The sequence below is a fragment of the Methylovorus menthalis genome (assembly GCF_020523625.1).
GTDB classification, from domain to species: Bacteria; Pseudomonadota; Gammaproteobacteria; order Burkholderiales; family Methylophilaceae; genus Methylovorus; species Methylovorus menthalis.
In genome coordinates, this window is record NZ_JAJAQH010000006.1 from 118,614 (window position 1) to 143,461 (window position 24,848).

At 57.8% G+C, this 24,848-nt stretch carries 30 protein-coding genes; 17 read left to right on the forward strand and 13 right to left on the reverse strand.

What is annotated here, in order from left to right; all coding sequences use genetic code 11:
* Positions 1-5: 5 nt before the first annotated feature.
* The 3 genes from LG204_RS06365 to LG204_RS06375 are packed head-to-tail and all read right to left on the reverse strand — an operon-like array spanning position 6 to position 3,456.
* Entirely contained in the window at positions 6-2,348 is a 2,343-nt protein-coding gene (locus LG204_RS06365; RefSeq protein WP_230336482.1) for a bifunctional diguanylate cyclase/phosphodiesterase, read from the reverse strand.
* A 17-nt stretch (positions 2,349-2,365) separates the two neighbouring features.
* Positions 2,366-2,995, reverse strand: coding sequence for a methylamine utilization protein (locus LG204_RS06370; protein ID WP_230336483.1), 630 nt, complete (start codon positions 2,993-2,995; stop codon positions 2,366-2,368).
* Positions 2,996-3,015: 20 nt separating this feature from the next.
* The gene (locus LG204_RS06375) at positions 3,016-3,456 is read right to left on the reverse strand and encodes a group I truncated hemoglobin (RefSeq protein ID WP_230336484.1); all 441 of its coding nucleotides are present in this window, start codon (positions 3,454-3,456) and stop codon (positions 3,016-3,018) included.
* 196 nt (positions 3,457-3,652) lie between these two features.
* On the opposite strand from LG204_RS06375, the gene LG204_RS06380 reads away from it, so the two are divergent.
* Positions 3,653-4,498: a DUF3034 family protein gene (locus LG204_RS06380; RefSeq protein ID WP_328441999.1), complete on the forward strand. Its 846-nt coding sequence runs from the start codon at positions 3,653-3,655 to the stop codon at positions 4,496-4,498.
* Positions 4,499-4,517: 19 nt separating this feature from the next.
* Here LG204_RS06380 and LG204_RS06385 read toward each other — a convergent pair whose 3' ends face one another.
* Positions 4,518-5,573 (reverse strand): aldo/keto reductase, encoded by a 1,056-nt coding sequence (locus LG204_RS06385; RefSeq protein WP_230336486.1) that lies wholly within the window; start codon positions 5,571-5,573, stop codon positions 4,518-4,520.
* Between the two features lie 136 nt (positions 5,574-5,709).
* Between LG204_RS06385 and LG204_RS06390 the strand changes: the two genes are divergently transcribed.
* On the forward strand, positions 5,710-6,438 hold the full coding sequence (locus LG204_RS06390; RefSeq protein ID WP_230336487.1) for a proteasome-type protease: 729 nt from the start codon (positions 5,710-5,712) through the stop codon (positions 6,436-6,438).
* 7 nt (positions 6,439-6,445) lie between these two features.
* On the opposite strand, the gene LG204_RS06395 is transcribed toward LG204_RS06390, so the two are convergent.
* Together LG204_RS06395 and LG204_RS06400 are read right to left on the reverse strand one after the other, a co-directional pair.
* Positions 6,446-7,174, reverse strand: a complete 729-nt coding sequence (locus LG204_RS06395) for a 2'-5' RNA ligase family protein (protein ID WP_230336488.1) — start codon at positions 7,172-7,174, stop codon at positions 6,446-6,448.
* A gap of 38 nt (positions 7,175-7,212) precedes the next feature.
* Positions 7,213-7,623 (reverse strand): SRPBCC family protein, encoded by a 411-nt coding sequence (locus LG204_RS06400; RefSeq protein ID WP_230336489.1) that lies wholly within the window; start codon positions 7,621-7,623, stop codon positions 7,213-7,215.
* 115 nt (positions 7,624-7,738) lie between these two features.
* On the opposite strand from LG204_RS06400, the gene LG204_RS06405 reads away from it, so the two are divergent.
* The gene (locus LG204_RS06405; RefSeq protein WP_230336490.1) at positions 7,739-9,697 is read left to right on the forward strand and encodes an ATP-dependent DNA helicase; all 1,959 of its coding nucleotides are present in this window, start codon (positions 7,739-7,741) and stop codon (positions 9,695-9,697) included.
* 14 nt (positions 9,698-9,711) lie between these two features.
* On the opposite strand, the gene LG204_RS06410 is transcribed toward LG204_RS06405, so the two are convergent.
* Entirely contained in the window at positions 9,712-10,644 is a 933-nt protein-coding gene (locus LG204_RS06410) for a LysR family transcriptional regulator (RefSeq protein ID WP_230336491.1), read from the reverse strand.
* 135 nt (positions 10,645-10,779) lie between these two features.
* On the opposite strand from LG204_RS06410, the gene LG204_RS06415 reads away from it, so the two are divergent.
* The 4 genes from LG204_RS06415 (at position 10,780) to LG204_RS06430 (ending at position 13,205) form a co-directional block, all read left to right on the forward strand.
* Complete coding sequence (locus LG204_RS06415) at positions 10,780-11,046, forward strand: DUF2798 domain-containing protein (RefSeq protein ID WP_230336492.1); 267 nt, start codon at positions 10,780-10,782, stop codon at positions 11,044-11,046.
* Positions 11,047-11,130: 84 nt separating this feature from the next.
* Positions 11,131-12,048, forward strand: coding sequence for an NAD(P)-dependent oxidoreductase (locus LG204_RS06420; RefSeq protein ID WP_230336493.1), 918 nt, complete (start codon positions 11,131-11,133; stop codon positions 12,046-12,048).
* A 15-nt stretch (positions 12,049-12,063) separates the two neighbouring features.
* The gene (locus LG204_RS06425; RefSeq protein WP_230336494.1) at positions 12,064-12,429 is read left to right on the forward strand and encodes a YidH family protein; all 366 of its coding nucleotides are present in this window, start codon (positions 12,064-12,066) and stop codon (positions 12,427-12,429) included.
* 146 nt (positions 12,430-12,575) lie between these two features.
* Positions 12,576-13,205: a diguanylate cyclase gene (locus LG204_RS06430; RefSeq protein ID WP_230336495.1), complete on the forward strand. Its 630-nt coding sequence runs from the start codon at positions 12,576-12,578 to the stop codon at positions 13,203-13,205.
* Between the two features lie 136 nt (positions 13,206-13,341).
* On the opposite strand, the gene LG204_RS06435 is transcribed toward LG204_RS06430, so the two are convergent.
* Genes LG204_RS06435 through LG204_RS06455 form a run of 5 tightly spaced genes read right to left on the reverse strand, consistent with a single transcriptional unit; the run spans position 13,342 to position 15,826 of the window.
* On the reverse strand, positions 13,342-14,229 hold the full coding sequence (locus LG204_RS06435; protein WP_230336496.1) for a DMT family transporter: 888 nt from the start codon (positions 14,227-14,229) through the stop codon (positions 13,342-13,344).
* A gap of 31 nt (positions 14,230-14,260) precedes the next feature.
* Positions 14,261-14,584 (reverse strand): hypothetical protein, encoded by a 324-nt coding sequence (locus LG204_RS06440; protein ID WP_230336497.1) that lies wholly within the window; start codon positions 14,582-14,584, stop codon positions 14,261-14,263.
* Between the two features lies 1 nt (position 14,585).
* Entirely contained in the window at positions 14,586-15,203 is a 618-nt protein-coding gene (locus LG204_RS06445) for a DUF4202 domain-containing protein (RefSeq protein ID WP_230336498.1), read from the reverse strand.
* Positions 15,204-15,242: 39 nt separating this feature from the next.
* Positions 15,243-15,464 (reverse strand): DUF3820 family protein, encoded by a 222-nt coding sequence (locus LG204_RS06450; protein ID WP_230336499.1) that lies wholly within the window; start codon positions 15,462-15,464, stop codon positions 15,243-15,245.
* Positions 15,461-15,826: a DUF4144 domain-containing protein gene (locus LG204_RS06455; protein ID WP_230336500.1), complete on the reverse strand. Its 366-nt coding sequence runs from the start codon at positions 15,824-15,826 to the stop codon at positions 15,461-15,463. The genes LG204_RS06450 and LG204_RS06455 overlap by 4 nt, the downstream gene beginning before the upstream one ends.
* A gap of 25 nt (positions 15,827-15,851) precedes the next feature.
* Between LG204_RS06455 and arfB the strand changes: the two genes are divergently transcribed.
* The 10 genes from arfB to LG204_RS06505 all read left to right on the forward strand — a co-directional run bounded on the left by arfB (position 15,852) and on the right by LG204_RS06505 (position 23,855).
* Complete coding sequence (arfB, locus tag LG204_RS06460; protein ID WP_328441319.1) at positions 15,852-16,367, forward strand: alternative ribosome rescue aminoacyl-tRNA hydrolase ArfB; 516 nt, start codon at positions 15,852-15,854, stop codon at positions 16,365-16,367.
* A gap of 15 nt (positions 16,368-16,382) precedes the next feature.
* Positions 16,383-17,075, forward strand: a complete 693-nt coding sequence (tsaB, locus tag LG204_RS06465) for a tRNA (adenosine(37)-N6)-threonylcarbamoyltransferase complex dimerization subunit type 1 TsaB (RefSeq protein ID WP_230336501.1) — start codon at positions 16,383-16,385, stop codon at positions 17,073-17,075.
* Positions 17,072-17,533: a ribosomal protein S18-alanine N-acetyltransferase gene (rimI, locus tag LG204_RS06470; RefSeq protein ID WP_230336502.1), complete on the forward strand. Its 462-nt coding sequence runs from the start codon at positions 17,072-17,074 to the stop codon at positions 17,531-17,533. Before tsaB ends, rimI begins: the two co-directional genes overlap by 4 nt.
* Complete coding sequence (locus tag LG204_RS14145; protein WP_407664169.1) at positions 17,530-18,651, forward strand: uracil-DNA glycosylase; 1,122 nt, start codon at positions 17,530-17,532, stop codon at positions 18,649-18,651. The genes rimI and LG204_RS14145 overlap by 4 nt, the downstream gene beginning before the upstream one ends.
* A 31-nt stretch (positions 18,652-18,682) precedes the next feature.
* Entirely contained in the window at positions 18,683-19,276 is a 594-nt protein-coding gene (locus LG204_RS06480) for a LemA family protein (protein ID WP_230336503.1), read from the forward strand.
* A gap of 7 nt (positions 19,277-19,283) precedes the next feature.
* Entirely contained in the window at positions 19,284-20,144 is an 861-nt protein-coding gene (locus LG204_RS06485; RefSeq protein WP_230336504.1) for a TPM domain-containing protein, read from the forward strand.
* Positions 20,145-20,147: 3 nt separating this feature from the next.
* On the forward strand, positions 20,148-20,657 hold the full coding sequence (locus tag LG204_RS06490; protein ID WP_230336505.1) for a TPM domain-containing protein: 510 nt from the start codon (positions 20,148-20,150) through the stop codon (positions 20,655-20,657).
* Positions 20,638-21,285, forward strand: a complete 648-nt coding sequence (locus tag LG204_RS06495; RefSeq protein WP_230336506.1) for a hypothetical protein — start codon at positions 20,638-20,640, stop codon at positions 21,283-21,285. Before LG204_RS06490 ends, LG204_RS06495 begins: the two co-directional genes overlap by 20 nt.
* Positions 21,286-21,452: 167 nt before the next feature.
* Positions 21,453-23,177: a proline--tRNA ligase gene (locus LG204_RS06500; protein ID WP_230336507.1), complete on the forward strand. Its 1,725-nt coding sequence runs from the start codon at positions 21,453-21,455 to the stop codon at positions 23,175-23,177.
* A 60-nt stretch (positions 23,178-23,237) separates the two neighbouring features.
* Positions 23,238-23,855 (forward strand): lytic transglycosylase domain-containing protein, encoded by a 618-nt coding sequence (locus LG204_RS06505; RefSeq protein WP_230336508.1) that lies wholly within the window; start codon positions 23,238-23,240, stop codon positions 23,853-23,855.
* Positions 23,856-23,870: 15 nt separating this feature from the next.
* On the opposite strand, the gene LG204_RS06510 is transcribed toward LG204_RS06505, so the two are convergent.
* Positions 23,871-24,761, reverse strand: coding sequence for a hypothetical protein (locus LG204_RS06510; protein WP_230336509.1), 891 nt, complete (start codon positions 24,759-24,761; stop codon positions 23,871-23,873).
* Positions 24,762-24,848: the final 87 nt, after the last annotated feature.

The following is a 24,848-nucleotide window of genomic DNA, read 5'->3' on the forward strand; positions in this document are numbered from 1 at the left end:
GCGGGCTAGGCTGCCTGGGGCTCTTGCCAGCGTTGCAGCCATGCCGGAAAGTCAGCCGCTGGCATGGGCTTGCTGATGTGATATCCCTGACCAAAGTCGCAGCCCATACTGGCAAGCAGATCCCACACCGCGCGGCTCTCAATCCCTTCGGCCACGACTTTAAGATTGAGGTTGTGGCCGAGGTCTATGGTCGAGCGCACAATCTTGCGATCGCTCTCGTCCTCTTCCATTTTTAATACAAACGATTTGTCGATCTTGAGCTCGCTTACGGGCAGGCGCTTGAGGTAAGCCAGCGACGAATAGCCGGTTCCGAAATCGTCAATCGACAGTGGCAGGCCCATGTCCGACAGACGTTCCAGTGTATGTTGCGCTCGTTGTGGGTCATCCATCATGCTGCTTTCGGTGATTTCCAGTGTAATGCCACCCAGCGCCAGGCCTGCCGCGTCATGCAGTGCCAATATCTTGTTGGGAAGATCCTGATCAATCAGGTCGCGTGTCGAGAGATTCACTGCCATGGGCGCTTCAATCCCAAGCTGACGCCAGGCGACTTCAACACGCGCTGCTTCTGCCAGCATCCACAGACTGATGAGCTGTATCATGCCCGACTGTTCGGCAAATGGAATAAATGCATCCGGGAATATCAAGCCTTTTTGCGGATGCTTCCAGCGTATCAGGGCTTCCACCGCACTGACCTTGCCGCTTTGCAGGTCGATCTTGGGCTGCACATACAAGGCCAGCTCATTACCGGCAATCGCCTGCCGTAATTCCGAGGCGAGCGATAAATTGCCCTGGCTGCTGATGTCAAACGATGGATCAAACAGTACTGCACCCGACTGCTTGGCTTTGGCAATATGCATGGCCATCTCAGCGTTGCCCAGCAGTTTTTCCTGTGAGCTGGCATGTTGAGGATAACTGGCCACGCCAATGCCCATGCTGATATCGACCGACTGGTCCGCGATGCTGATAGGGGTTTCCAGTTTTTGCAGCAGCATATTGGCCACGCGCATGGCATTTTCCACGCTGGTTTTCGGCAGTAGCAATGCAAATTCATCCCCACCCAGTCGTGCCACCAGGTCTGATTCCTGACGAATAGAGCTTTGCAGGCGTTGCGCCACGCCTTTCAGCAAATCATCCGCCGCAGTATGGCCCAGCACTTTGTTGATCTGCTTGAAGTGATTCAGGTTCATCACCAGCACCGAAAGATGCTCATGCTGATCCTGCGCCTGTTGCAGGGCGATCCCCAGCTCTCGCAGGAAGGAGGCTCGATTGGGTAAGCCCGTCAGCTCATCCCAGTAAGCCAGGCGGGTGATGCTTTGCTCGCGGCTGGCAATGGCATCCACCATGCTGCCAAAGGCGCGGCTGAGTTTGCCCAGCTCATCTTCACGGGTGCTGCTGAGGCGGATGGCAAAATTGCCTTCCTCCAGCTTTCTGGCGGTATCGGCCAGCTCGGTAATCGGCTGGCTGATGCGTCGGGAAACATAAAAAATGACAAAAGCGAATACCAGTGCACCCAGTATGGTAAGCAACAGCAGATTGCGTTGAAGGACCAGATAAGGGGCGGTGGCTTCGTCAATCGAGCGCTGCAGGATAGCCACCAGTGACTCGTCTCCATGCTCCATGATGGAGACATAGCGCGTGCCATAGTCGGCATTGCCCATGCTGAACTCGGTCAGTCGGCTGGTTGATGCTTTGTCGAGCAGCTTTTCGGTGAGGGACATGCTGAGTGTAGATGCCATCGAGCTCCAGCCGCTGCCGTTGGAGCGGCTGATGAAGGTGACATCCAGATTGCTCAGTTTGTGTAAATTCTGGGCCAGCGTGTCGTCAATCTGGAAACCCATGATAATCCAGCCTATGGTCAGAGGCGCTTTTACCGGCACGGCGACCAGCTGATAAGGCTGATGATTGAAAATGGCAAAGCTTTGCGCATAACCATTCTGCTGGCCATCCTGAATCAGCTTGTCGACTATCGGGCTGGCTTCAAGGTGCGATACCTTGCCCGAGATAGTCAGGTTGCCGGTGGCCGAGGATTCAAACATGGCAATATCCGCGCCGATGCGAGACTGGTGATTGCTGAGCGCGGAGAGAATGGTTTCGTAATCCACGCTGGCAATCGCCTGCCGGAAGCCGTAATCACTCGCCAGTATCTTGGCGCCCTGGCTTAGGCTGTCGCCATTTTGCTTGAGCAGGTTCAGAAAAACCCGTTCGCCAATTTCCAGCTGCTCATTGACGGCGGCGCGCGAGTTCTTGTTGATGCTGTATTTGATCGCCAGAAAACCCGCGATCTGAATGGCGAGAATGAGCGTCAGGAAGATAACCGCCATGCGGCTTTGTAGGCTTTTAAACTGCATGCAGGTATCGCGTTTCTTTACCGTTTCTGGAGTGCGCTCGTATTGATATCCAGTTTAACGGCAGCTTGTTCGTCGGCTTTAATCGTCAGGCTTTTTTCAGCGACGGTATTTTCATTACTTTGGGCGTAATGCCAGGTCTTGAGGGTATAAGGTCCATTCGGCAGATTGCTGATGGTCGCTTTGCCCGTGCTGTCGCTCAGTGCAAAGTAGGGCGTGTCCACCACGCGGATGAAGGCCAGCATCTGGTCATGTATGTTGCAGCCCAGCACCACGGTGCCTGCCTTGTCGAATATCACCGGTGTGCTGGGAATGCCCGAATACAGCTTGAGCTCGAAGGTCTTGGCGGGAGAGAAGGAGTAAACGTGATGTTTCACCTTGTCCCGGTTAGGGAAAGTCACACTGGCGCCCGTTTGTATGACGCTGACCAGCGGGTAAAACTGACGATTTTTCTGTTCGATGGCGGCTGTAGCTATCGCTGTTACCGGAGCCTTGCCTGTAGGCTCCGCATATACCACAGCGTCTGGCAATGGGCTGCCAGCGGCATCCGTCACATTCACCGTCAACTCTGCAGCGTGCACGCTACAAGAGAAAAGCAGCGGCGCTAGCGTCAGCAGCCTGAAAAAAAAGCGGGAATATGAAGGCTGCATGTGGTGTATTCCTGGCAAGGTCAGTGCGCGACGATATCGCGTTTCATGGGGGCGAGTATCTTGAGCAGCTCGTTCTTTTCACGGGTACCTACATGCTGGTGATCCAGCGCCGTGCGCATGGCATCGACCATCAATTCAAATTCGGCATTGGTGATCTTGGCATCGGCATGCGCATTTTCCATGGTTTCGCCTTCGTACTGGCAGCCACCGCCGGTCAATGAGCATAGCTGGCTGACAATGCTTTCCTTCAGTACCGGCAGCTTGACGCCGTCAAACGAGCGGCTGGTTTTCGGGTTCTGGCTGACATTATCAATGGTTTCATCCACCACTGCCGCCAACACCGGGTTCCCCCCCAGGCGATCATACAAACTGCGCTCGGGTTTGACCCGGCTGCAGGCGTTTAGGCTGGCACTTGAAAAGGCCACCAAAAAGACGAGGCTGGCTGTCGTGAATGGCTTCATGTTTCGCGTTTTATGCCGTAATAAAAAATGGTGGAATGCGATGGAATGCTACTAAATCCGGGCTTGGCAGTGGGCTTGTGTCCTTGAATTTCTATCTGTGATGCTGATGCATCATAGCGAATAATTTATTGCGTCGGCTATTTGAATAACTATGGTGCGTTGAAAAATGATGGCAAGTCGGTGGGAAAAGATCGGGATGATCGTGCTGTTAAACATGGCAGCAGGAATAGCTGGGCAGGTGCAGGCCGGGGATCGGTTGCTGGCAACGGGTGGCGTTAGCCAGGTCGAGGGTTCGGGCGGCGGCGGCCTGGTGCCGTGGGCACTGATTTCAGGTTACAGCACTGACCAGCAAGTCAGTGCGACTGGCTTTTATACGGAAGCCCGCACACGTGGCGGATTTGATCTCAATGTGGTCGGTGTCAGCGTGGGCATTGCCAATCGGCTTGAGCTGTCGCTGTCTCAGCAGCATTTTGGCCTGGGCAGTACGGTGCATGGCGAAACCATCCGCATGAATACAGCGGGCATCAAGCTGCGTCTGTTTGGCGATGCGGTTTATGATCAGGATCGCTGGTGGCCGCAGGTGGCGGTGGGCATGCATCTCAAGCACAACGAGGATTTTGAGCGCATTCCCACCGCGCTGGGCGCCAAGCATGCCAGCGGGGCGGATTTTTATGTCGCCGCCACCAAGCTGTATCTGGACGCTGTGGGTGGACACAATCTGCTGCTGGGGGCGACCTTGCAGGCGACCAAGGCCAATCAGTTTGGCCTGCTGGGCTTTGGTGGCGACCGCCATGATGATTACCGTGCGCAACTGGGAGTTTCAGCCGCCGTCATGCTGACTGACCGCACCCTGCTGGGGGCCGAGTATCGCAGCAAGCCCAATAATCTCAGCGTCTATCGCGAAGATGACGCCAAGGATATCTTTCTCACCTGGTTTGCCCATCGCAATTTCTCGATTACCGCAGCCTATCTTGATCTGGGTCGGATTGCCGACAAAGACAACCAGACCGGCTGGTACCTGTCGGGCCAGCTTGGCTTCTAAGTGTCGGCCGTGAAAAAGCTCAGGGCGCCGGATTCATGTAGGTGAGATGCAGCGCTTCGATTTCCTGCAATATCTCTGGGCTTAAGCGCGTTTGCCAGGCGGCAATATTTTCCTGCAACTGCGTCATGCTGGTGGCGCCGACAATCGTGCTGCTGACAAACCAGCGCTGATATACAAACGCCAGGGCCAGTTGCGTGGGTGTCAGGCCATGGCGGCGCGCCAGTGCGGCATAGGCGGCGCTGGCCGGGCCCACGTTGGGTTTTTTGTAGCGCTGGGCGTAGCCCAGGAACATGGTGACCCGGCCAACGGCTTGCGGATCATCAATATATTTACCGGTGAGATGGCCAAACGCCAGCGGCGAGTAGGCCAGGAGGCCGATGTTTTCGCGATACAGCACCTCGGTCATGCCGAATTCCATGCCGCGGTTGATCAGGTTGTAGCAGTTTTGCACGGTTGCCACGCGCGGCAGATCGTATTCTTTGGCGATACGCAAAAACTCCATCAACCCCCATGGCTGCTCGTTGGATAGCCCGATGTAGCGGATTTTGCCTTCTTTCACCAGTTCGGCCAGCGTTTCCAGCTGGTTGCGTATGCTTACCCATTCCTTTTGCTGGCCGTTTTCAAATTCCTGCGCCGGATCAAACTGATACTGACCAAACATCGGCACGTTGCGCTCAGGCCAGTGCAGCTGATAAAGATCGATATAGTCAGTTTGCATGCGCTGCAATGAGCCTTCAATGGCGGCGCGGATGTTGGCGCGATCCAGCGATGGCGGGCCGCCACGTATCCAGCCCAGGCCACGCCGGGGGCCTGCCACCTTGCCGCTCAGGATGATCTTGTCGCGCGGCTGGTGTTTCAGCCAGTTGCCCACCATGGTCTCGGTGCGAGTGTAGGTTTCGGCCTTGGGCGGCACCGGATACATTTCGGCGGTATCAATGAAATTGATGCCCTGGGCGATGGCGTAATCCAGCTGCTGATGCGCCTCGGCTTCGGTGTTCTGGTCGCCATAGGTCATGGTGCCCAGGCAAATGGGCGAAACGTGCAGATCGGTATGGGCGAGTGGGCGTAGTTGCATGGTGATGGGCGCGTTGCGTAAAAGCCAAAGTGTACGTCAATTTGCGTAGAAAGCCGAAACCGGGCCGGACACGGGTTGTTGCAGGCAGGGTGGGTGAGTATGATGCTATTTCCGTTTTACTCTGCTGATCAATCTCATGACTTATTGTGTAGCCCTGCTGCTGGATGAAGGCCTGGTGTTTGCCTCGGATACCCGCACCAATGCCGGTGTGGATCAGGTGGCCATATTCCCCAAGATGAACGTGTTTGAAGTGCCGGGCGAGCGTGTGATTACCTTGCTGACAGCGGGCAATCTGGCGATTACGCAGTCGGTGGTCAACCGCTTGCGCGAGGCGATCAAGGTAGAAGATATTGCGCATTTGAACAATGTCGGCAGTATGTTTGAAGCAGCGCAACTGGTGGGCGATGTCATGCGCGAGGTGTTTGAGCGCGATGCCGAGCACCTGAAAAACCACAACACCGATTTCAATGCCAGCATATTGCTGGGCGGGCAGATCAAGGGTGAAAAGCCGCGCTTGTTCAATATCTATGCCGCGGGTAACTTTATTGAAACCTGCCGGGAAACGCCGTATTTCCAGATAGGCGAAACCAAGTATGGCAAACCCATTATCGACCGCGTGGTGAAGTACAACAGCGACATGATGGATGCAGTGAAGTGCGTGCTGATTTCGTTTGATTCCACCATCCGCAGCAATATCTCGGTGGCGGCCCCCATCGACCTCATGCTGTATCGCACCGATAGTCTCAGCGCCAATTGCCGCCAGCGCATCGAGGAAAAAGACCCGTATTACGCCACCATCCGCCAAGGCTGGTCCGACGGCCTTAAAACCGTGTTCAGCGGCTTGCCCAGCCCCGACTGGTGCTAGTGCTCGCTTACACGCCGCCTGGCATGCGCCAGGGCAGGTAACGTGACTGCAACACTTGCAGGCTGCCATCTTCCAGCGAGTAGCGACACACTGGAAGCAGGTGGCCCGCAATCTCGGCGCTGGCATATACGGCCAGCGTAATCTCGGTGATTTCCAGGGGTATTTCCGGCAGTGCCAGTGCGCCAAGTTGTTGCTGCACGTCGGTCATGGCGAGGCGCTGACGGTAAAACCCTGCCGTGATATGCGGTACATAGGGTTGCGTTTCGGTGGCGCGCAGGGCGGTACGCATGGCATGCAAGGTGTCGATGTCACCCTTGAGCCCAAGATACGCGGCTGTGGTAAAGCTATCCGCGAGGCCGGTATTTAATTTCAGCAGGCCAGGCGATGCGTTTTGCAGGCAGGCGATATCCCGCTGAAAGTCCGCCTGGGTATAGCTGTGCGTATCCGTGGCATGGGCTTGTGGAAAGCCGCACACTGCCAGCGTGATATGCGGCTGGCGCCGATAGTCCGGCAGCAGCCAGTCTCCCAGATGGCGGCGCAAGGCGCTGATATGTGCGCGCATCTCCGCCGTGTCGGCCTCTACTATCCACACCGCATAAAATGGCCTGCCCAGATGCCAGCGTACAAAGTTATCGGCGCGGCAGGCGATGGTATGCGTGGCCATATCCTCAAGCTGAGTTGTACTGGATATGTCAGGAGTGGGTGAACGCAAGGTGGTGGAGGTGTCTGCTGGCATGCTTGTGGTGATAGCCTGGGCTTTGATCTCGTCAGGCCTCAAGCCGCGTGCGCTTCGAGCAGGCTTTTCAGGTTGGCGAGGTCGCGCAGCACCCAGGCCTCGTCTTCGGCAAATTGTTCATCACTGATGCCGGGCTGGCGAAACAGGGTAAACATCAGCTCGGCGGCATTGCCATTGGCAATCACCCGCATGGGGATGTAGATCTCGTTATCGTCATCCGGGAAAACCCAGTGGTCGAGCACGCCATGGTCATTCGGTTCGCAAAAGCGGATGCGTATGGGGCCTTCCGGCCCATCGGCGACCCAGTCATTCTGCGCGCGGCGGATGCCACGCCCCAGTCCGGTAGCCCATGCTGAAAGATTCTCCGGTTGTGCCGCAAAGCGATAGACCTCTTGCCATGGCCGCTGGATCACGATGCTGATAATGCAGGAAAGCGTGGCTGTGCTCATGAGAAAACCCTTGGGGTTGGTGAGGACGGATCAATATAATACTACCTTGGGTCAGCCGCCCGGTTTGGCGACGGCGCCTGATTTTATGAGCACTCCTTTTTTCTGAAAGTTCGGCTTGAGCGATCTGGATTCTGTTTTTTCCCTGGAGGGTCCGCTGGCTGCCAGCATTCCCGGCTATCGCACCCGCGTGCAGCAGCTGGAAATGGCCAAGGCCATTGAAGAGGCCATCAAGCTGGGTCGTCAGCTGGTGGCCGAAGCAGGCACCGGCACCGGTAAAACCTTTGCCTATCTGGTGCCCGCCTTGCTCTCCGGGGGCAAGGTCATTGTGTCTACCGGCACCAAAACTCTGCAGGATCAGCTATTCAACCGCGATCTGCCCGCCGTGCGCGATGCCCTCAAGGTGCCAGTGACCGTGGCCATGCTCAAGGGCCGCGCCAATTACGTCTGCCACTTTCACCTCGACCGTGCCATGAATGAAGGGCGTTTTATCTCGCGTGAAGATGCCAATTACGTGCACAAGATTCGCGCCTTTGCCGACAACAGCTCCACCGGCGACAAAAGCGAGCTGACCGATGTGCCGGAAAACGCCACCATCTGGCCCGCGGTGACCTCCACCCGCGATAACTGCATGGGCCAGGAGTGCGCGTTTTACAAGGAATGCTTTGTCATGGAAGCCCGCAAGCGGGCATTGGCCGCCGATGTGGTGGTGGTCAACCATCACCTGTTTTTTGCCGATGTGATGCTGCGCGATGAAGGCGTGGCCGAGCTGTTGCCCAGCGCCAATACCGTGATTTTTGACGAGGCGCACCAACTGCCGGAAGTGGCCGGACTGTTTTTTGGTGAGGATGTCTCGACCAGCCAGCTGATGGAGCTGGCACGTGATGCGCATGCCGAATACATCATCACCGCCAAGGATTGCACCGCCTTGCCCGAAGCCACCGCCGCGCTGGAAAAAGCCGTGCGCGATTTTCGGCTGGTATTCAGTTTTGAAGGCAGTCGCATGCCGGTGCAAAAAGCACAGGCGCTTAAAAACTTTGATTCGGCTTACGCCACCATGCAGGAAAAACTCAATGTGCTGGCCCAGGTGCTCGAAAGCCAGGCCGAGCGCGACCCTGCCATTGAAAACTGCTGGCAGCGCGGTCTGGCCCTGCAGCAAAAACTGCAAGCCTGGCAAAAAGCCGACAACGCCAACCTCGTGCGTTGGGTCGAGGTCTTCAGCCAATCTGTGCAGTTGCATGCCACGCCACTCTCCGTGGCCGAAGGCTTTGGCAAACAGCTGAACGCCCAGCCGCGCGCCTGGATATTCACCTCGGCCACCCTCGCCGTCAAAAGCGATTTCAGCCACTACCTGGGCCAGATGGGCCTGGAAGAGGCCACCACTGGCTACTGGAACAGCCCGTTTGATTACGGCCAGCAAGCCCTGCTCTATGTGCCCAATGGCATGCCGGAACCTAATAGCCCCGGCTATAGCGCTGCCGTTGCAGCCGCGGCCTTGCCCGTCATCCGCGCCAGCCGTGGCCGCGCTTTTGTGTTGAGCACCAGCCTGCGGGCGATGCGTGAAATCCACGCCCTGCTCAAGGATGCCTTTTCAACCGAAGGCATGGAATACCCGCTGCTGATGCAGGGCGAAAGCGCCCGCACCGAACTGCTGGACCGTTTTCGTGCGCTGGGCAACGCCGTACTGGTGGGCTCGCAAAGCTTCTGGGAAGGCGTCGATGTGCGCGGCGAAGCCCTGAGCGCCGTCATCATCGACAAACTGCCTTTCGCTCCGCCTGATGATCCGGTGCTTGCCGCCCGCATCGACAAAATGAACGCCGAAGGCCGCAACGCCTTCATGGAATACCAACTGCCGTATTCCGTCATCACCCTGAAGCAAGGTGCCGGACGCCTGATCCGCGACGAAGCCGATCGCGGCGTGCTGATGATCTGCGACCCCCGGCTGATCGCCAAACACTACGGCCGCCGCATCTGGCAGAGTCTGCCGCCATTCAAGCGCACGCGGGATATTGCCGAAGTGGAGGCGTTTTTTGAGCAAGCTGCAGACGATGCCATCGCCGAAGCAGGCAACGCCTGACGACAGGTTTTTGCTTAAACCATCTTCCACTCACTCGGCATCACCTCCACCAGATAATCCACAAACACCCGCAGTTTGTGGGTCATGGCGTGTTTGTCCTGATAGCTCACATAAAAATCCAGCGGTTCAATATCGGCGGTCACGGCGCCTTCGCTGGTTTCATTTCCGGTAAACAGGGCTTCCAACTGGCCGCTGTCGATCAGCGGTTGGGCGACGAAAGCGCCTAGGCGGGCGATGCCAGCGCCGCCGACGGCGAGGCGGGCCAGGGCGTCGATATCATTGCTGTTGACGGTGGGGGTGATGTCAGGCTCGAAGCGCAAACCGTCGCGCAGAAAGCCCCAGCCCAGCATGCGGCCACTGGCGGGTACGCGAAACGTGAGGCAGGCATGGTGTGATAGCTCTTCGGGCTGGGTTGGGCGTCCGGCACGGGCGAGGTACTCGGGCGATGCGCAAAACAGAATGGGCACGCGGGCAATGTGGCGCGCGATCATGCCGGGCTCCAATTGCTGCTTGAAGCGGATGCTGATGTCAATGTTTTCGGTGATGTGGTCTATGGGGTTATCGGTCGTGATCAGCTCGACCGAAATACGCGGATAGCGGCGCATGAAGGGCGGAATCAGGTCGGCAATTACATTGCGGCCAAAGGCGGCCGAGCAGGCGATGCGTAGTCGTCCCTGAGGTTCGCCCTGAAATTCAGTGATGCTGGATTTGGCGAGCTCCAGATCGCGCAGAATATCTTTCACGGCGTGGTAGTAAAGTTGCCCGGCATCGGTCAGTGCCATGCTGCGGGTAGAGCGGCTGAGCAGGCGTATGCCCAGCGTGGTTTCCAGCCGCTGAATATTCTGGCTGGCGGCCGCCGCTGTAATGCCTACCTGGCGGGCGCCTGCGGCAATGCTGCCTTGCTCTACGGCACGGACAAAGCTTTCTATGCTGCGCAAGGTATCCATAATGTATTGACCGTTAATATTGATGTTATTCGATAGTTTATCTTGTGAATGTAAGAAGCTCCAGCCATCTATTGCTGCCGCAGTCTTTGCGATAAAGTTTCGTCAACACTGCAGCATTAATTGAAAGGAACCATCATGCAAAACACTCAACTCAAGCTACAGCGCCTGCCTAAAATCCCGGCGCGTTATACCCCCGTGGCATTCGCCTTTTACATGGCGGGCATCATGGCTCTGCTGATGTCGTTCGTTATCGTGGCGATCAATGGCGGCATTGGGCATCACTACATTGCCCACGTATTTCACGCTTACTCAATGGCGATGCCGGTGGCCTTCTGCTGTGTGCTGATGGTGCGTCCGGTGGTGGTCAAACTGGTGGCGCTGACGGTGGCTCCGCCTGCCTGAATGAAGGCGTAGGAATATTGAGCGATAACGATTGAAGAGAATGATGGTCAGAGTCCCATCGGGTTAATTTAAGGAGTAAGCGAAATGAGTGCGACAGCGACGACTGGGTTGGCGGTTGGGTTTATCGGCCTGGGGGCCATGGGTGAAGGCATGGTGGCAAATCTGCTGGCGGCAGGCCATGCGGTGCGCGTCTATAACCGCAGCGCTGAAAAAGCCGCCGCCTCGGTTGCCAGGGGTGCCTTGCTGTGCGATACGCCTTTTGCCGCCGCGCGGGATGCCGATGTGGTGATTACCATGCTATCCAACGATGCCGTGCTGGAGTCGGTTACTCTGGCTGAGAACGGCGTTTTGGCTGGCTTGAAGTCAGGTGCGGTGCATTTATCCATGAGCACTGTTTCGCCTGACACGTCGCGCAAGCTGGCCGCGCTGCATGCGGACAAAGGCGTCCAGTTACTGGCGGCGCCTGTGTTTGGTCGGCCAGACATGGCGGCTGCCAAAAAATTGTGGATCTGTGTATCCGGACATGCGCCGTCGATTGCCCTTGCCCGCCCGGTGCTGGAGGCCATGAGTCAGGGCATCTTTGAGTTTGGGGATGATCCGGGTGCCGCCAATGTGGTGAAGCTCAGTGGCAATTTCATGATTGCCTCTTGTGTGGAAACCATGGCCGAAGTCGCCACGCTGGCCGAGAAAAATGGCATTAAGCCCGAAGCGGTACTGGGCATGCTGACCAGCACCATCTTCGCCTGCCCCATGTACCAGCGCTATGGTGAGCTGATCCTGAAACAGGACTATGCACCTGCCTTCAAGCTCTCGCTGGGGTTCAAGGATATGAATCTGATTCAGAAGGTGGCACTGGATAGCGCGACGCCCATGCCGTTTCTTGGTATTGTGCAGCAACGTTACCTGAGTGCCATGGCCGACGGGCGTGAGGGCCAGGATTGGAGCGCGATTGCGCTGAATGCCCGGCATGATGCAGGCCTGCCGCTGCAGCGCCAGTTCTGAATTCAAGAGGTGAGTATGTCTGATCCACGTGTGTTTTTTGCAGCTGAGCGTACCTTGCTGGCATGGGTGCGCTCCGGCGTGACCATCATGGCGCTGGGATTTGTGGTGGCCAAATTTGGTTTGTTTCTAACACTGATGAGTGCGGCTTCGGGTGCCACCCACCTGGTACATCATCATGCCTGGACGGATACCCTGGGCATCCTGCTGGTGGTGGCGGGGGCGCTGGTGATTCTGGGCGCACAGTACAACCATCATCTCTATGTACGCACCTTGCCGGAACATGATGTGCCCGCCATGGCGCTACCCTGGATGACAGTGGCCCTTTCATTGTCGGTGGTGCTCTGTGGTCTGCTGCTGGCCATCTATCTCGCGCTGGGGTAAGCAAGGCCCGTGCGTGCTTGCGGCAGTAGGCATGCGCATTTATCCGCCTGGTCAGACTGACATTTTCTGACGCTGGCCGCTTGCGGCTGGTATCCAATTTGCTAGATTGATTATCGTGAAGCGCTTGTACTATGGAGACTGCGACGATGGATATCCTGCAAGTGGTAAATGCACAGATGAACGCCCTTGGCATGCCTTTATATGCCGTCACGCTCACCGCTGTTCCCCGAGCGGATACCCCCCTATTACTCATGCTGCACTGGCATGGCTTTCGCCGTGAAGAAGTCGAAGGCTTGCCTTCGCGCTTTGCACCTGTCTATGCGGTGCCGGGCTCGGCGCTGCAACTCAATGAGCGCTGGAACCGCATGGAGATGCTGGATGAAGCCATGCTGGAAGCCGGTTGGAAACTCGGTGCCTGGGATGTGGTGCGGGATGCACATCGCGGGTGCAACTGGATAGGCGCCAGCGAGCAGGAGGCGCTGGAGTGCCGACAGGCATTTGGCGATTATTCGCCGCTGGGTGATCAGGAAGACCACCTGCTGATGGAAGCGCCTGACCGCATGGAGATGATGCACTTGGCCGCGGCCGTGGGCTATGTGCGCTGGATGTTCCGCCCGGTGAAAGACAGCATCTGGCGCCAGACCGCCGAGGACGACACGCTGGATGAGGTTGGCGGGCGCAATACGCCATGCCCGGTCAACCCGATTACCTACACCTCCAAAAACCTGCATGTGGCGTATCGCCTTGGTCGCGTGGAGCGCATCATCTTGCCTTGAGTGGATGCGCCGATTGCTGGATTGTTCAAGGGAAAATCAATCGCCCACCCATGCTAGACATGCGCTACCAAGCTAGCTTTTCAGCATGGACAAAGCCCTTTCAGCTGATACTGAAAGGGCTTTTTTTATGGCTTGCTTAGGTGGTTGGCGTAGCGTTGACGGCGGGCTGTTGACGCGGCCAGCTGGCAAAACTGACGGCGCCGATCACCAAGGCGGCCCCGGTCAGTTGTATCGCCGTGGGTGGCACACCTTCCATCGCCGCGATCACCATGGAGGTGACCGGCACCAGATTTAGGAAGATGGCGGCCCGGCCCGCCCCCAGCCGACGAATACCGGCATTCCAGCACAAGTAGGCCAGTACGCCGCCACCTATGGTCATGATCAGCAGCGCCATGGCCGCGTGCTGGCCCGGCATGACGAAGTGCTCGCCCGATAGCAGCGCCACTAACGTCAGCGCCAGGGCGCCTACGGTCATGATGGCCGCCGTGCTGGCGATGCCGCTGGTGTCGGTCGGCATCATTTTTTTAACGCAGACGTTATAGGCGGCCCAGCTCAGGCTGGCGAGGAAAATCAGGATGTCGCCATGCGATATTTCCAGATGCGCGCCTGCGCCAAGCACCACAATCGCTACACCTGCCAGTCCGATAGGAAACGCCAGCCACTGGCGCATGTGCAGGCGTTCGCCTATGGTGGCCCAGGCAATAAGCGCGGTCAGCAATGGATTCAACGCCATGATGAGGGCGCCATTGACCGCCGATGTGCTTTGCATGCCGAGGAAAAACAAGAGATTAAAGCCGAACACACCTACCAGCCCCAGCACCACGTAAGCACGTGCATGGCGTAGCGGAACATGTTCGCCTCGGATATAAGTCAGCGTCAGCATGATGAGCGCAGCCAGCAGATAGCGCGTGGCGCCCGCCACTACTGGTGGCATTTCGGCCACCACGGGAATGGCCAGATTGAAGTTGGCGCCCCATTGGATGGCGGCGAATAACACACAGAAATAGGTAAAAGCGAGACTCAAGGGCAAATGTTCCTGATGGGATAGCGGCAGCTCAGGCCGGAAGGTTAAGGTCGATGGAGAGCGACTTGGCAATGATCACGCGCCCACCATGGTATTGGCTGAATAACTCCAGGGCTGGCGCGAGCCAGGGCGCCAGCTGGGCTTTCCACTCGAGGCTTGCTTCGGCAGATTCCAGGCTGAACAGCGGGGTTTCTTCCGGCGAGTTGGCAGAGCGCAGGGTGCGGAAATGCAGGCGGATTATAACCTGTCTGCCCCAGGCAAAAACAACGGTATGCGGCTCTACGCGCAAGGCAAGCTGGCGCCCATCATCCAGATGCAAGATGGCGGCCTGCTTGCTTTGTGACTCAATGCGCATATCAGGCGGGCAGCCAGCCTTCTTCCTGCATCACCTGGGTAATGGCAGGCACCAGCGCGGCTGGCAGGCGGATGATGGTGAGGGCAGCTTCGCGCCCCTGTGGCGATACCTTGCGCAGGGTCTTGCGCAGAATATCCAGCAGCTTGGGGGTGTCGTAATCAGGGTGCTGCTCGACAAAGGCTTGCAGATAGTCCTCAACAAATACCAGCACGATCACATCTTCCAGCGTTTGCATATCCGGGTCACTGAGCGGGGCGGCTTTGCCAACCAGCTCAGCCACGCGCTGGATGGTGATGTCGTCATAGCCAACGTCGCGCAGGATGTCCGATGCAAGCTTCGCATGCATGGCTTTCAGCGCATTGCGCCATTGATGGTAGCCCGCTTTGGTCATGGGGTAACTGTCGCGCGCGATGCTCCAGCGGCAAATGTGCTGGCAGCGGGCCGCCAGTTGCAACACTTCACTGGCATCGGGCCGGTAGCGCTGCAGCATGGCGCTCATGCGCTGGGCATAGAGCAGCTCATTGGGGATTGCCTTGGCATCGACCACGGTGTGCTTGGGGTCTTGGGCATTGCGGGCATCAAAGGCATCCAATGCCTGTTGCAGTTGAGGGCTGGTCATGTGGTTTCCTGGATATTGTCGGTATACATTGCGGTGCGCTTAGCGCTGGCCGGGGACCCGTAATGGGGCCAGCAGGCTTTTCAGGCCATTGTGATCCAGCTCCTGCATCAGGGCCAGCAGGCGGCCAATCTCGCCAGGCGGAAACCCTTCACGTGCAAACCAGTTGAGGTAATTGCCCGGCAGGTCCGCCAGCAGTCTGCCCTTGTATTTGCCAAACGGCATTTGCATGGTCACCAGGCGGTGCAGGTCTTCAGGTTTCATCGCGTGTTGGGCTCGTTATCATTGGTCATGGCAATGGCGGCCGCGATGGATGGGGCGTAGAGCTTGGCGATGCAGGCATGGCCTTCGCGTGCCAGATGCGCGCGTACCAGCTCCAGCACCTCATCCAGCGATAGAGACTGGCTGGAGGGCTGCGGGCTGACCCGGTGTTGCGCACGTGGCGTCAGGGTGTAAATGGCGCCATCCGCATCGATCAGGCGATCGCGTGCATGGTAAATGTGGAGCTGCAAGTCGGACGCGGCTTGCCATTCCGCCAGACTGCCGATGTAGGCCAGCTCGGGCTGGCCATCAAATTGCAGAATCGCGGGCCAATGTATGTGGGCAGGAGCTGGGCTAAGGGACATGCCCGCATGGTAACCATGCCCCTGCGTGCTGGCAACCCGTTTGCGGCGTGCAGTTTACTGGTTGAGGGTGCTGATCAACGGCACAGCCGCCCTGCGTTACAATGCCTGCTACCCCAGAATGCCGAGCCCTATCTTCATGCAGCCTATCGTGATTCCTGACAGCGAATTTGAACTGACCGCCATGCGGGCGCAGGGCGCGGGTGGGCAAAACGTCAACAAGGTCTCCAGCGCGGTGCATTTGCGCTTTGATATACGCGCCTCTTCGTTGGATGAAGCGCACAAGGCCAGACTGCTCATGCTGCGCGATGCCCGGGTTAGCAGCGAAGGCGTGCTCATCATCAAGGCGCAGCGCCATCGCAGCCAGCTGCTTAATCGCCAGGATGCCATCGAACGCCTGTATGCATGGGTAAACCAGGTGGCGCGGCCGCCTGCCGTGCGGCATGCCACGCGCCCCACGCTGGCTTCGCGCAAAAGAAGGCTGGAAGGCAAGACGCGGCGCGGGCATATCAAGGCAATGCGTGGCAAAATAGCGGCTGAATAACAGACTGAAGTTTTTATGCGGCTGCTCGCACTCGATACCTCTACCGAATACCTCTCCCTGGCGCTCCATCTGGATGGCCCCGTGTTGACGCGCGAGCTGCATGCCGGACAGACGCATTCCCAGCGCATCCTGCCTTTGCTGCGCGAATTGCTGGACGAAGCCGGGCTCGCCATGACTGATCTGGATGGCATTGCCTTTGGCGCAGGGCCAGGTTCGTTTACCGGTCTGCGCATAGGTTGTGGCGTGGCGCAAGGGCTGGCGTTTGGCGCGGGTCTGCCTGTGGTGGGCGTATGTACTCTGCTGGCGCTGGCGGAAGCCAGTGGCGCTGACCAGATAATTGCCTGCCTGGATGCACGCATGGGCGAGGTGTACCACGCTGTGTATCGCCGGCAAGGTGATGCCTGGCACGAAGTTATTCCCCCAGGGTTATACAAGCCCGAAGCCGTGCCCGCTGTGGATGGCGCTGGCTGGGTCGGGATTGGCAGCGGTTGGGCCAGTTATGCTGATGAGCTCCAAGCGGTTTATTCGGGGCAAGTGTTAAGCACGCAGCTAGATCGCTACCCACGCGCGCAGGAAATTGTGACCTTGGCTTTGCCTGCGTTTGCCGCTGGCGAAGGGCGCCCGGCGGCCGAGGCAGCACCTTTGTATATTCGTAACAAGGTCGCCCTCAAAACCAGCGAGCGCGCTAAGATGGCAGGGCTGAAATGAACGCCGTCCTCAAGCCGCAGGTCGAGTTCAGACCCATGCAAAAAGAGGATCTGGATACCATCGTTGCCATCGAGCAGGTGATTTTTCCTTACCCATGGACGCGCGGCAATTTCATGGACTCGCTGAATGCGGGCCACAGCTGTTGGGTCATGCAGCAGGATGAGACTATCGTCGGCTATGCCGTCGTCATGATGGTGCTGGATGAAGCACACCTTTTGAATATCAGTGTGGCGCAGGCCATGCAGGGCAGGGGGGTGGGGCGACTGCTGCTGGAGCACGTCATGCAGGTCGGTCGTCAGTATGGTGGCCTCAATATGTTTCTGGAAGTGCGGCCATCCAACACCTCGGCGCTGCGTCTTTACGAAAGCATGGGCTTTAATGAAATGGCTATCCGCCGCAATTACTACCCGGCCAAGCATGGCCGCGAAGATGCCGTGCTGATGGGAGCCGCCTTATGAGCCTGACACGCGAGGACATGCTGCGTGAGCTGGAACTGCTCCCTGCCTGGCATCTGAAGCAGCCCCTGCATCACCATGTGCAGCCTGACGCACTGCCCGTTGCTCCTGCCGTGCTGGCAGTTGACGAGACTTCTGCTACGCCAGATGCCGTGACGATGGCGCCAGCACACGCTGACTCCTTGATTCAAGCTGCCCCGACATCGAGCGAGGCCAGCACACAGGTATCTACAACGGCTCGCCCTGAAGAAGTAATCACCACTGCTGAAGCGGCCGTTGTCGAGGAAACCGCAGCGCCCCTGACTCCAGCCCCTGAGCTTGATCCAGAGCTTGATCCAGAGCATGCACCTGCCTCTGTCACCCCAGCCGCGGTTGTCATTGCCTCGGATGCCTTCACGTCCCCGCCATGGGACGATGAAATACCCCCGCCGGATGAGATGCTGTTGCCTATCTTTGATGACGATGATCACTTGCCTGCCATGGGAACATCGCTGGGGCAGGGGCGTCGTGACAGCATTGCCCAGCTGGACTGGCAAGGGCTGCAGTCCTGCGTGGCGAATTGCGAGGCATGCAGTCTGTCCCGCACCCGCACACAGACCGTGTTTGGTGTGGGTGATCCTGCCGCCGAATGGCTGATTGTGGGCGAGGCACCGGGTGCCGAAGAGGACAAGCGCGGCGAGCCCTTTGTCGGGCAGGCCGGGCAGTTGCTGGATAATATGCTGGGGGCGATACAGCTCAAGCGCGGGCAGAATGTGTACATTGCCAATGTGCTCAAGTGCCGCCCACCGCAAAATCGCGATCCGCAAGGCGAGGAAGTCCAGCAGTGCGATCCTTTTCTCAAGCGCCAGGTGGAACTGATCAAGCCCAAACTGATCCTAGCGTTGGGCAAGTTTGCCGCGCAATCCCTGTTGAATTCGGATGCCACCATCGGCAGCATGCGTGGGCGGCAGCATGTATACAACGGTGTGCCAGTCATTGTCACTTACCATCCTGCCTATCTGCTGCGCAACCTGATGGATAAGGCCAAGGCATGGGAAGACTTGTGTCTGGCGCGCGCGACCATGCGAAAACTGCAGGAAGCTGCCTTGCAATCGGCAGCGGTACCCTCATCTAATGACTGAATTCATTTAACACTAACCGAGGACACAATAAATGCGATCCCTGATGCTCAAACTGGCCACATTGCTGCTGGTACTGAACCTGACTGGCTGCGGCTACAACACCTTCCAGCAGCTGGATGAAGAAGTGAAGGCCGACTGGTCTGAAGTGCTGAACCAGTACCAACGCCGCTCTGATCTGGTGCCCAATCTGGTGAGCACGGTCAAAGGTTATGCCAGCCACGAAGAAAAAGTACTGACCGAAGTGACTGAAGCGCGTGCCAAGGTCAGCAGCATTCAGGCCACCCCTGCGCTGATCAACGACGAAGCGGCGTTTGCCAAGTTCCAGCAAGCCCAAAGCCAGATGACCTCGGCGCTGTCACGCCTGCTGGTGGTATCAGAAAACTATCCCCAGCTGAAGGCGGATGCCAGCTTCCGTGACTTGCAGGCCCAGCTCGAAGGCACGGAAAACCGCGTCACCGTGGCCCGCAATCGCTACATTCAGGCGGTGAAGGAATACAACGTGGCGATTCGTACCTTTCCGAACAACCTGACTGCCAGCATGTTTGGCTACAAACCCAAGCCTAACTTCAGCGTGGAAAACGAGAAGGAAATCTCCAAGGCTCCTGCTGTCAACTTCGACAAGTAAGCCTTAGGTGAAGAAGTTGAGCGCCTTGCTGCGCTGGTGCCTGCCCCTGCTGTTGCTTGCCTCTTTATGGCAGGCGGGGCTGGCGCAGGCGCTGGAAGCCATTCCACCGCTGACCCAGCGCGTGACCGATCTGACGTCGACCTTGACGGCCGAGCAACAGGCTGGGCTGGAAGCGCGCCTGCAAGCATTTGAGCAGCAAAAAGGCAGCCAGATCGCCATCCTGATCGTACCGACGACCCAGCCAGAAGATATTGCCCAGTATTCCATCCGCGCGGTGGAAGCCTGGAAGCTGGGGCGCGAGAAGCAGGATGATGGCGTGCTGATCCTGCTGGCCAAGAATGATCGCAAGATGCGCATTGAAGTGGGCTATGGCCTCGAAGGCGCGATTCCCGATGTCATCGCCAAACGCATCATCAGCGATGTCATGGCGCCCTATTTTAGGCAGGGGGATTTTTACGGTGGCTTGAATGCTGCCGTGGAGCGTATCGCCGCGCTGATCGATGGTGAAGCCCTGCCTGCGCCGCCACAGCAAGCCCGCGGTGGCGAGCATGACTGGGGCGATATGTTGCCGATTCTGCTGTTTGGCGGCCTGATTGCCGGTGCCATGTTGCGCGCCGTACTGGGCAGTTTTTTTGGTGGCGTGGCTACCGGCGGCCTGATAGGCGCTGCTGTCTGGATATTGGGTGGCGGCCTCATCATGGCGCTGGTGCTGGCGTTTATTGCCTTTGTCGTCACGCTGGCCGGTATCGGTAGCCTGGGTGGATTCGGTGGCTATGGCGGCGGCGGATTTGGCGGCGGTAGCGGTGGTGGCGGTTTTTCTGGTGGAGGCGGCGGCTTCGGCGGCGGTGGGGCTTCGGGAGACTGGTAAAGCATGCTGAAAAAATCCGGATTTTCACGTTTCATGACGCACTTGCTGGCCATGCCATGGCAGTTCAAACGCCACTTTAGCCAGCAGGCACTCATCAATATTGAAAAGGCTACCGCCGCGAGCGAGCGCTCACATAATGGCGAAATTCGCGTGGTGGTGGAGGGCAGTCTCTCGCCCATGAATATCCTGCAAGGGGTCACACCGCGCCATCGTGCCATTGAGCTGTTTTCGCAACTACGGGTATGGGATACCGCCGCCAATAATGGCGTGCTGATTTATCTTTTGCTGGCCGACCGCGATGTGGAAATCATCGCCGATCGCGGCATACATCAGCAGGTGGGCGAAGCGGGCTGGGAGGCCATCTGCCGCGAAATGGAAGCCATGTTCCGCCAGGGGCATTTTGAAACCGGCGTGTTGCATGGCATCACCCGCATAGGCGCCGCCTTGCAGCAATACTTTCCGCCAACTCCTGATGATCAGAATGAGCTGCCCAATGCGCCGCTGGTGCTTTGATAGCAGCGACTGGCTTGCTAGGGTTGCCAGTGGGCTTGTTGCATTTTTCCTGTTGTCATCGTCCCCTGCCTGGGCGGATAGCGCGGCACTGACGCAAATATTGCAGCAAAAGCCCACACTCGAGGGCTTTGACATGTGTTACGGCGGCGGCTGTGCGGCCATCGCCCGTATTACCTTGAGCGCCGAAGAATGGCAGCGCGTGGTGCAGGTCTTTACTCCCATGCCGGAAAATGCAGCAGCCGAACGTGTGGCCATCAGCCACGCGCTGGGCCAGATGGAGCAGATGGTGGGGGCCAAAACCGGTACATCGGTCGACAAGGCGGGTACCTTTGGTGTCTGGGGCAAGCCCGGGCAGCTGGATTGCAATGATGAGGCCGCCAATAGCACCGCCTACATGAAGCTCATGCTGAAAGAAGGCCTGATCCGTTTTCACGATATCCTGGATACCAAGCGTCGTGGTTTTTTTCTCAATGGTTGGCCGCATACGACGGCTGCGATACTTGACCGCGCCTCGGGCGAGCGTTTTGCCGTGGACTCCTGGTTTTACGATAACGGCCAGCCCGCCGTGATCGTCCCGCTGGAACAGTGGAAATCGGGCTGGAAGCCGGAAAACAGCCCCGCTCGCTGATCTTGCTGGCGCATCTTTCCCGCTTGATGGTCATTGCATTTGTTTAATCCCGGATCATTTTCCTGGCGATTTTTGTCCCGTGAAATGCCTCTCGGCTGACTTCGGGGGCATTTCTCTATAAAATCCACACCTTAAGTTTTCCCATTCCCATTTTTTAAGAGTTACTCATGCGCGCCTCACAGTTTTTTATTGCCACCCAAAAAGAAGCCCCACAGGAAGCCGAGCTGCCCAGTCATCGTTTGATGCTGCGAGCTGGCCTGATCAAGCGCCTGGGCTCTGGCCTCTATACTTGGATGCCGCTGGGTTTGCGCGTGTTGCGCAAGGTGGAAACCGTGGTCCGCGACGAAATGAACAAGGCCGGTGCGCTGGAATTGCTGATGCCTGCTGTACAGCCCGCCGAACTGTGGCAGGAAACCGGACGCTGGGATGTGTTTGGTCCCCAGATGCTGAAGATTACTGACCGCCACGAGCGCTCCTTCTGTTTTGGCCCCACGCACGAAGAAGTGATCACCGATCTGGCGCGGCGCGAAATCAAGAGCTACAAGCAATTGCCACTCAACTTTTATCAGATCCAGACCAAATTCCGCGATGAAATCCGCCCCCGCTTTGGCGTGATGCGCGCCCGTGAATTTGTCATGAAGGATGCCTACTCCTTCCATACCAGCCTGGAGTCGCTGGAGTCGACCTACGCCACCATGTACCAGGCGTATAGCAACGTGTTCAACCGTCTGGGCCTGAAATTCCGCGCTGTGCGTGCCGATACTGGCGCCATCGGCGGCGATGGCTCGCATGAGTTTCATGTGCTGGCGGATTCCGGTGAGGATGCACTGGCTTACTGCCCCGCCTCTGACTACGCCGCCAACGTGGAGTTGGCGGAAGCTCTGCCACCAAGCGAGCCACGCGCTGCTGCGCAGGAAACCCTGCGTGAAGTGGATACCCCCAAGCAGACTGCCTGCGAAGATGTCGCAGCCTTGTTGGGGATCAGCGTTACGCGTACCGTGAAAGCGATTGCCCTGATGGTGGCACATGGCGAAGGTCAGTCCCGCTTTGTGCTGGCGCTGCTGCGTGGCGACCATAGCTTGAATGAGATCAAACTGGCCAAGCAGCCTGGCTTTGCCGATTTCCGCTTTGCCACCGAAGAAGAAATCCGCGCGCATCTGAATTGCCCTCCCGGCTTTATCGGCCCGGTAGGTGTGAGTGCCGAGGTGAGCGTTATTGCTGACCATACCGTGGCCGCCATGAGCGACTTTGTCTGCGGTGCCAACAAACCCAAGTTCCACCTGGCGGGCGTCAACTTTGGCCGCGATTTGCCCGAGCCTTCGTTGGTGGCGGATATTCGCAATGTGATCAACGGCGACCCAAGTCCGGATGGCAAGGGTGTACTGGAGCTGTGCCGTGGCATTGAAGTCGGCCACATCTTCCAGTTGCGCACCAAATACGCCGAAGCGATGAACGCGACCTACCAGGCCGAAAACGGCGAGCTCAAGATCATGGAAATGGGCTGCTACGGTATTGGCGTTTCCCGCATCGTGGGCGCGGCGATTGAGCAGGGTAATGATGCCCGCGGCATTATTTTCCCCGCTGCCATGGCGCCTTTCAGTGTGGCGATTGCGCCTATCGGCATGGATAGAAGCGATGCTGTCAAAGACGCGGCGCTAGCCCTGTATGCAGAACTGCAGCAGGCGGGCATCGACGTGCTGCTGGATGACCGTGGCGAACGGCCGGGCGTCATGTTTGCTGATCTGGAACTGATCGGCATTCCGCATCGTGTGGTGATTGGTGACCGTGGCCTGAAGGAAGGCCAGGTGGAGTACCAAGCCCGTACCGATGAGCAGGCGCAGTCTGTCGCGCTGACCGATATCGTTGCCAAGCTCACGCAGGCTCTGGCCTGAAGCATAGCCTTTATGTGGGCCGTGGGCTAAACCTGCGGCGCCTGACGCCGTAACATACTGATGAGGGCGCACCTGTTGAATAAATTCTGCATATCCGGCTGGCTGGTATGGGCACTGTTCAGTGCCTTGCCTGCCCACGCCGGTGCGCAGAAAGAGGAGCCGCTCTCGAATAGTGTGCGGGCGCTGATGCAGAAATCCGTAAGTGATCTGGCGGCGCCCAGACTGGTGTTTGCCAGTGAGGTGGAAGGCCAGCGCTGGATGCAGGAGATGTCGGAGCGCCTGAAAAAACGCATGCCGGACCAGACCATGCGCGAGGATTTTTTACGATCCGTGCATTACGAGGCATCGCGTGCGGGACTTGATCCGCAACTGGTGCTGGGCTTGATTCAGGTGGAAAGTGGTTTCAAGAAATATGCGGTGTCCGAAGTCGGCGCGCGTGGTTTCATGCAGGTCATGCCATTCTGGGTGCGCAGCATCGGCTCGCCGGAGCACAACCTGTTTCATCTGCGCCTGAATCTGCGCTATGGCTGTACCATCCTGCGGCATTACCTGGATATTGAAAACGGCGATCTTTACCGGGCGCTTGGCCGTTACAACGGCAGCCTGGGCCAGCCAGAATATCCCAATATGGTACTGGGCGCCTGGCGTAGTAACTGGAGCTATCGCCCTAGTTACTAGCTCAAGACGCTTGGATCAGGGTGCCGCTTGGTCCGAGATTTTGAATCCCAGGTAAGTCCCGAACTCCCCCTCGCGCTCGGCGTATACAAATAGCATGCCATTGCTGTAGCCAACCCCGTTGTAATGGTTTTGCGACAGCAGCTTGATATTGCCTGGCAAGCTACTCTTGCCTACCAGCTTGCCATTGAGGTCAAACACCAGAATCGCCTTGTGGTCCACATCCAGCATGGCGAGCTCTTCGCCTGTAATCCCCGTGTAGGCAATAAAGTGGTCGCTCACGTCATCAAACTTCGCGCCTGCGGCATCCAGGTCCAGCAGGATCTCGGCGACTTTTTCGCGTTGCTTTGTTTCCACTACCCATACGCGGTTGCTGCGTTCCTGCTTGGCATAATAGCGCTGGCGCTGTGCGTCGTAGCTCGGCATGGTCGCGGCATCCCCAAACGCCGGGTTGAAGCTGAGCACATCATTGGTATTGTCTGTCAGCTCGCTCTTGTCATTGATTTCCAAGGAAAAAATGCCCGTGCCCGGGGTAAAGCCTGCATTGCTTGAAACATTGTAGGTAATGGTTTCAATGTGCTTCGTATTAGGGTTGAAGTAGATGGCGCGATTATCCAGGCCAGGCAGGGCGGATTGCAGGTATTTGCCGCTGGTGTCAAACACGTGCACTTCCGAGCGCGAGGTGGTGATGTCCATCGAGCCCGGCACCGGTCCCAGGCCGCCATCGGCGACAAAATAGCGTTGATGCAGTGGCGAATAGGCAACGCCCATGGGTCGGGTGGTCGGTTTCTTTGCCAGGGGAATGCGTATGCCGATCTGGGCTTCAGGCAGCACCTGAGCGGAAGCGGGCAGGGGCAGCAACAGGCTGGCACACAAGGCGGATATGGCAGTAAAGCGGTTTAACGTCATGGCAACTCTCATCTCACTCTCAATTCACGGCGCATTGTGATCATGGCCTGGGTCATCTGTCGGGATTCCATCCCGCACAGGATTGGG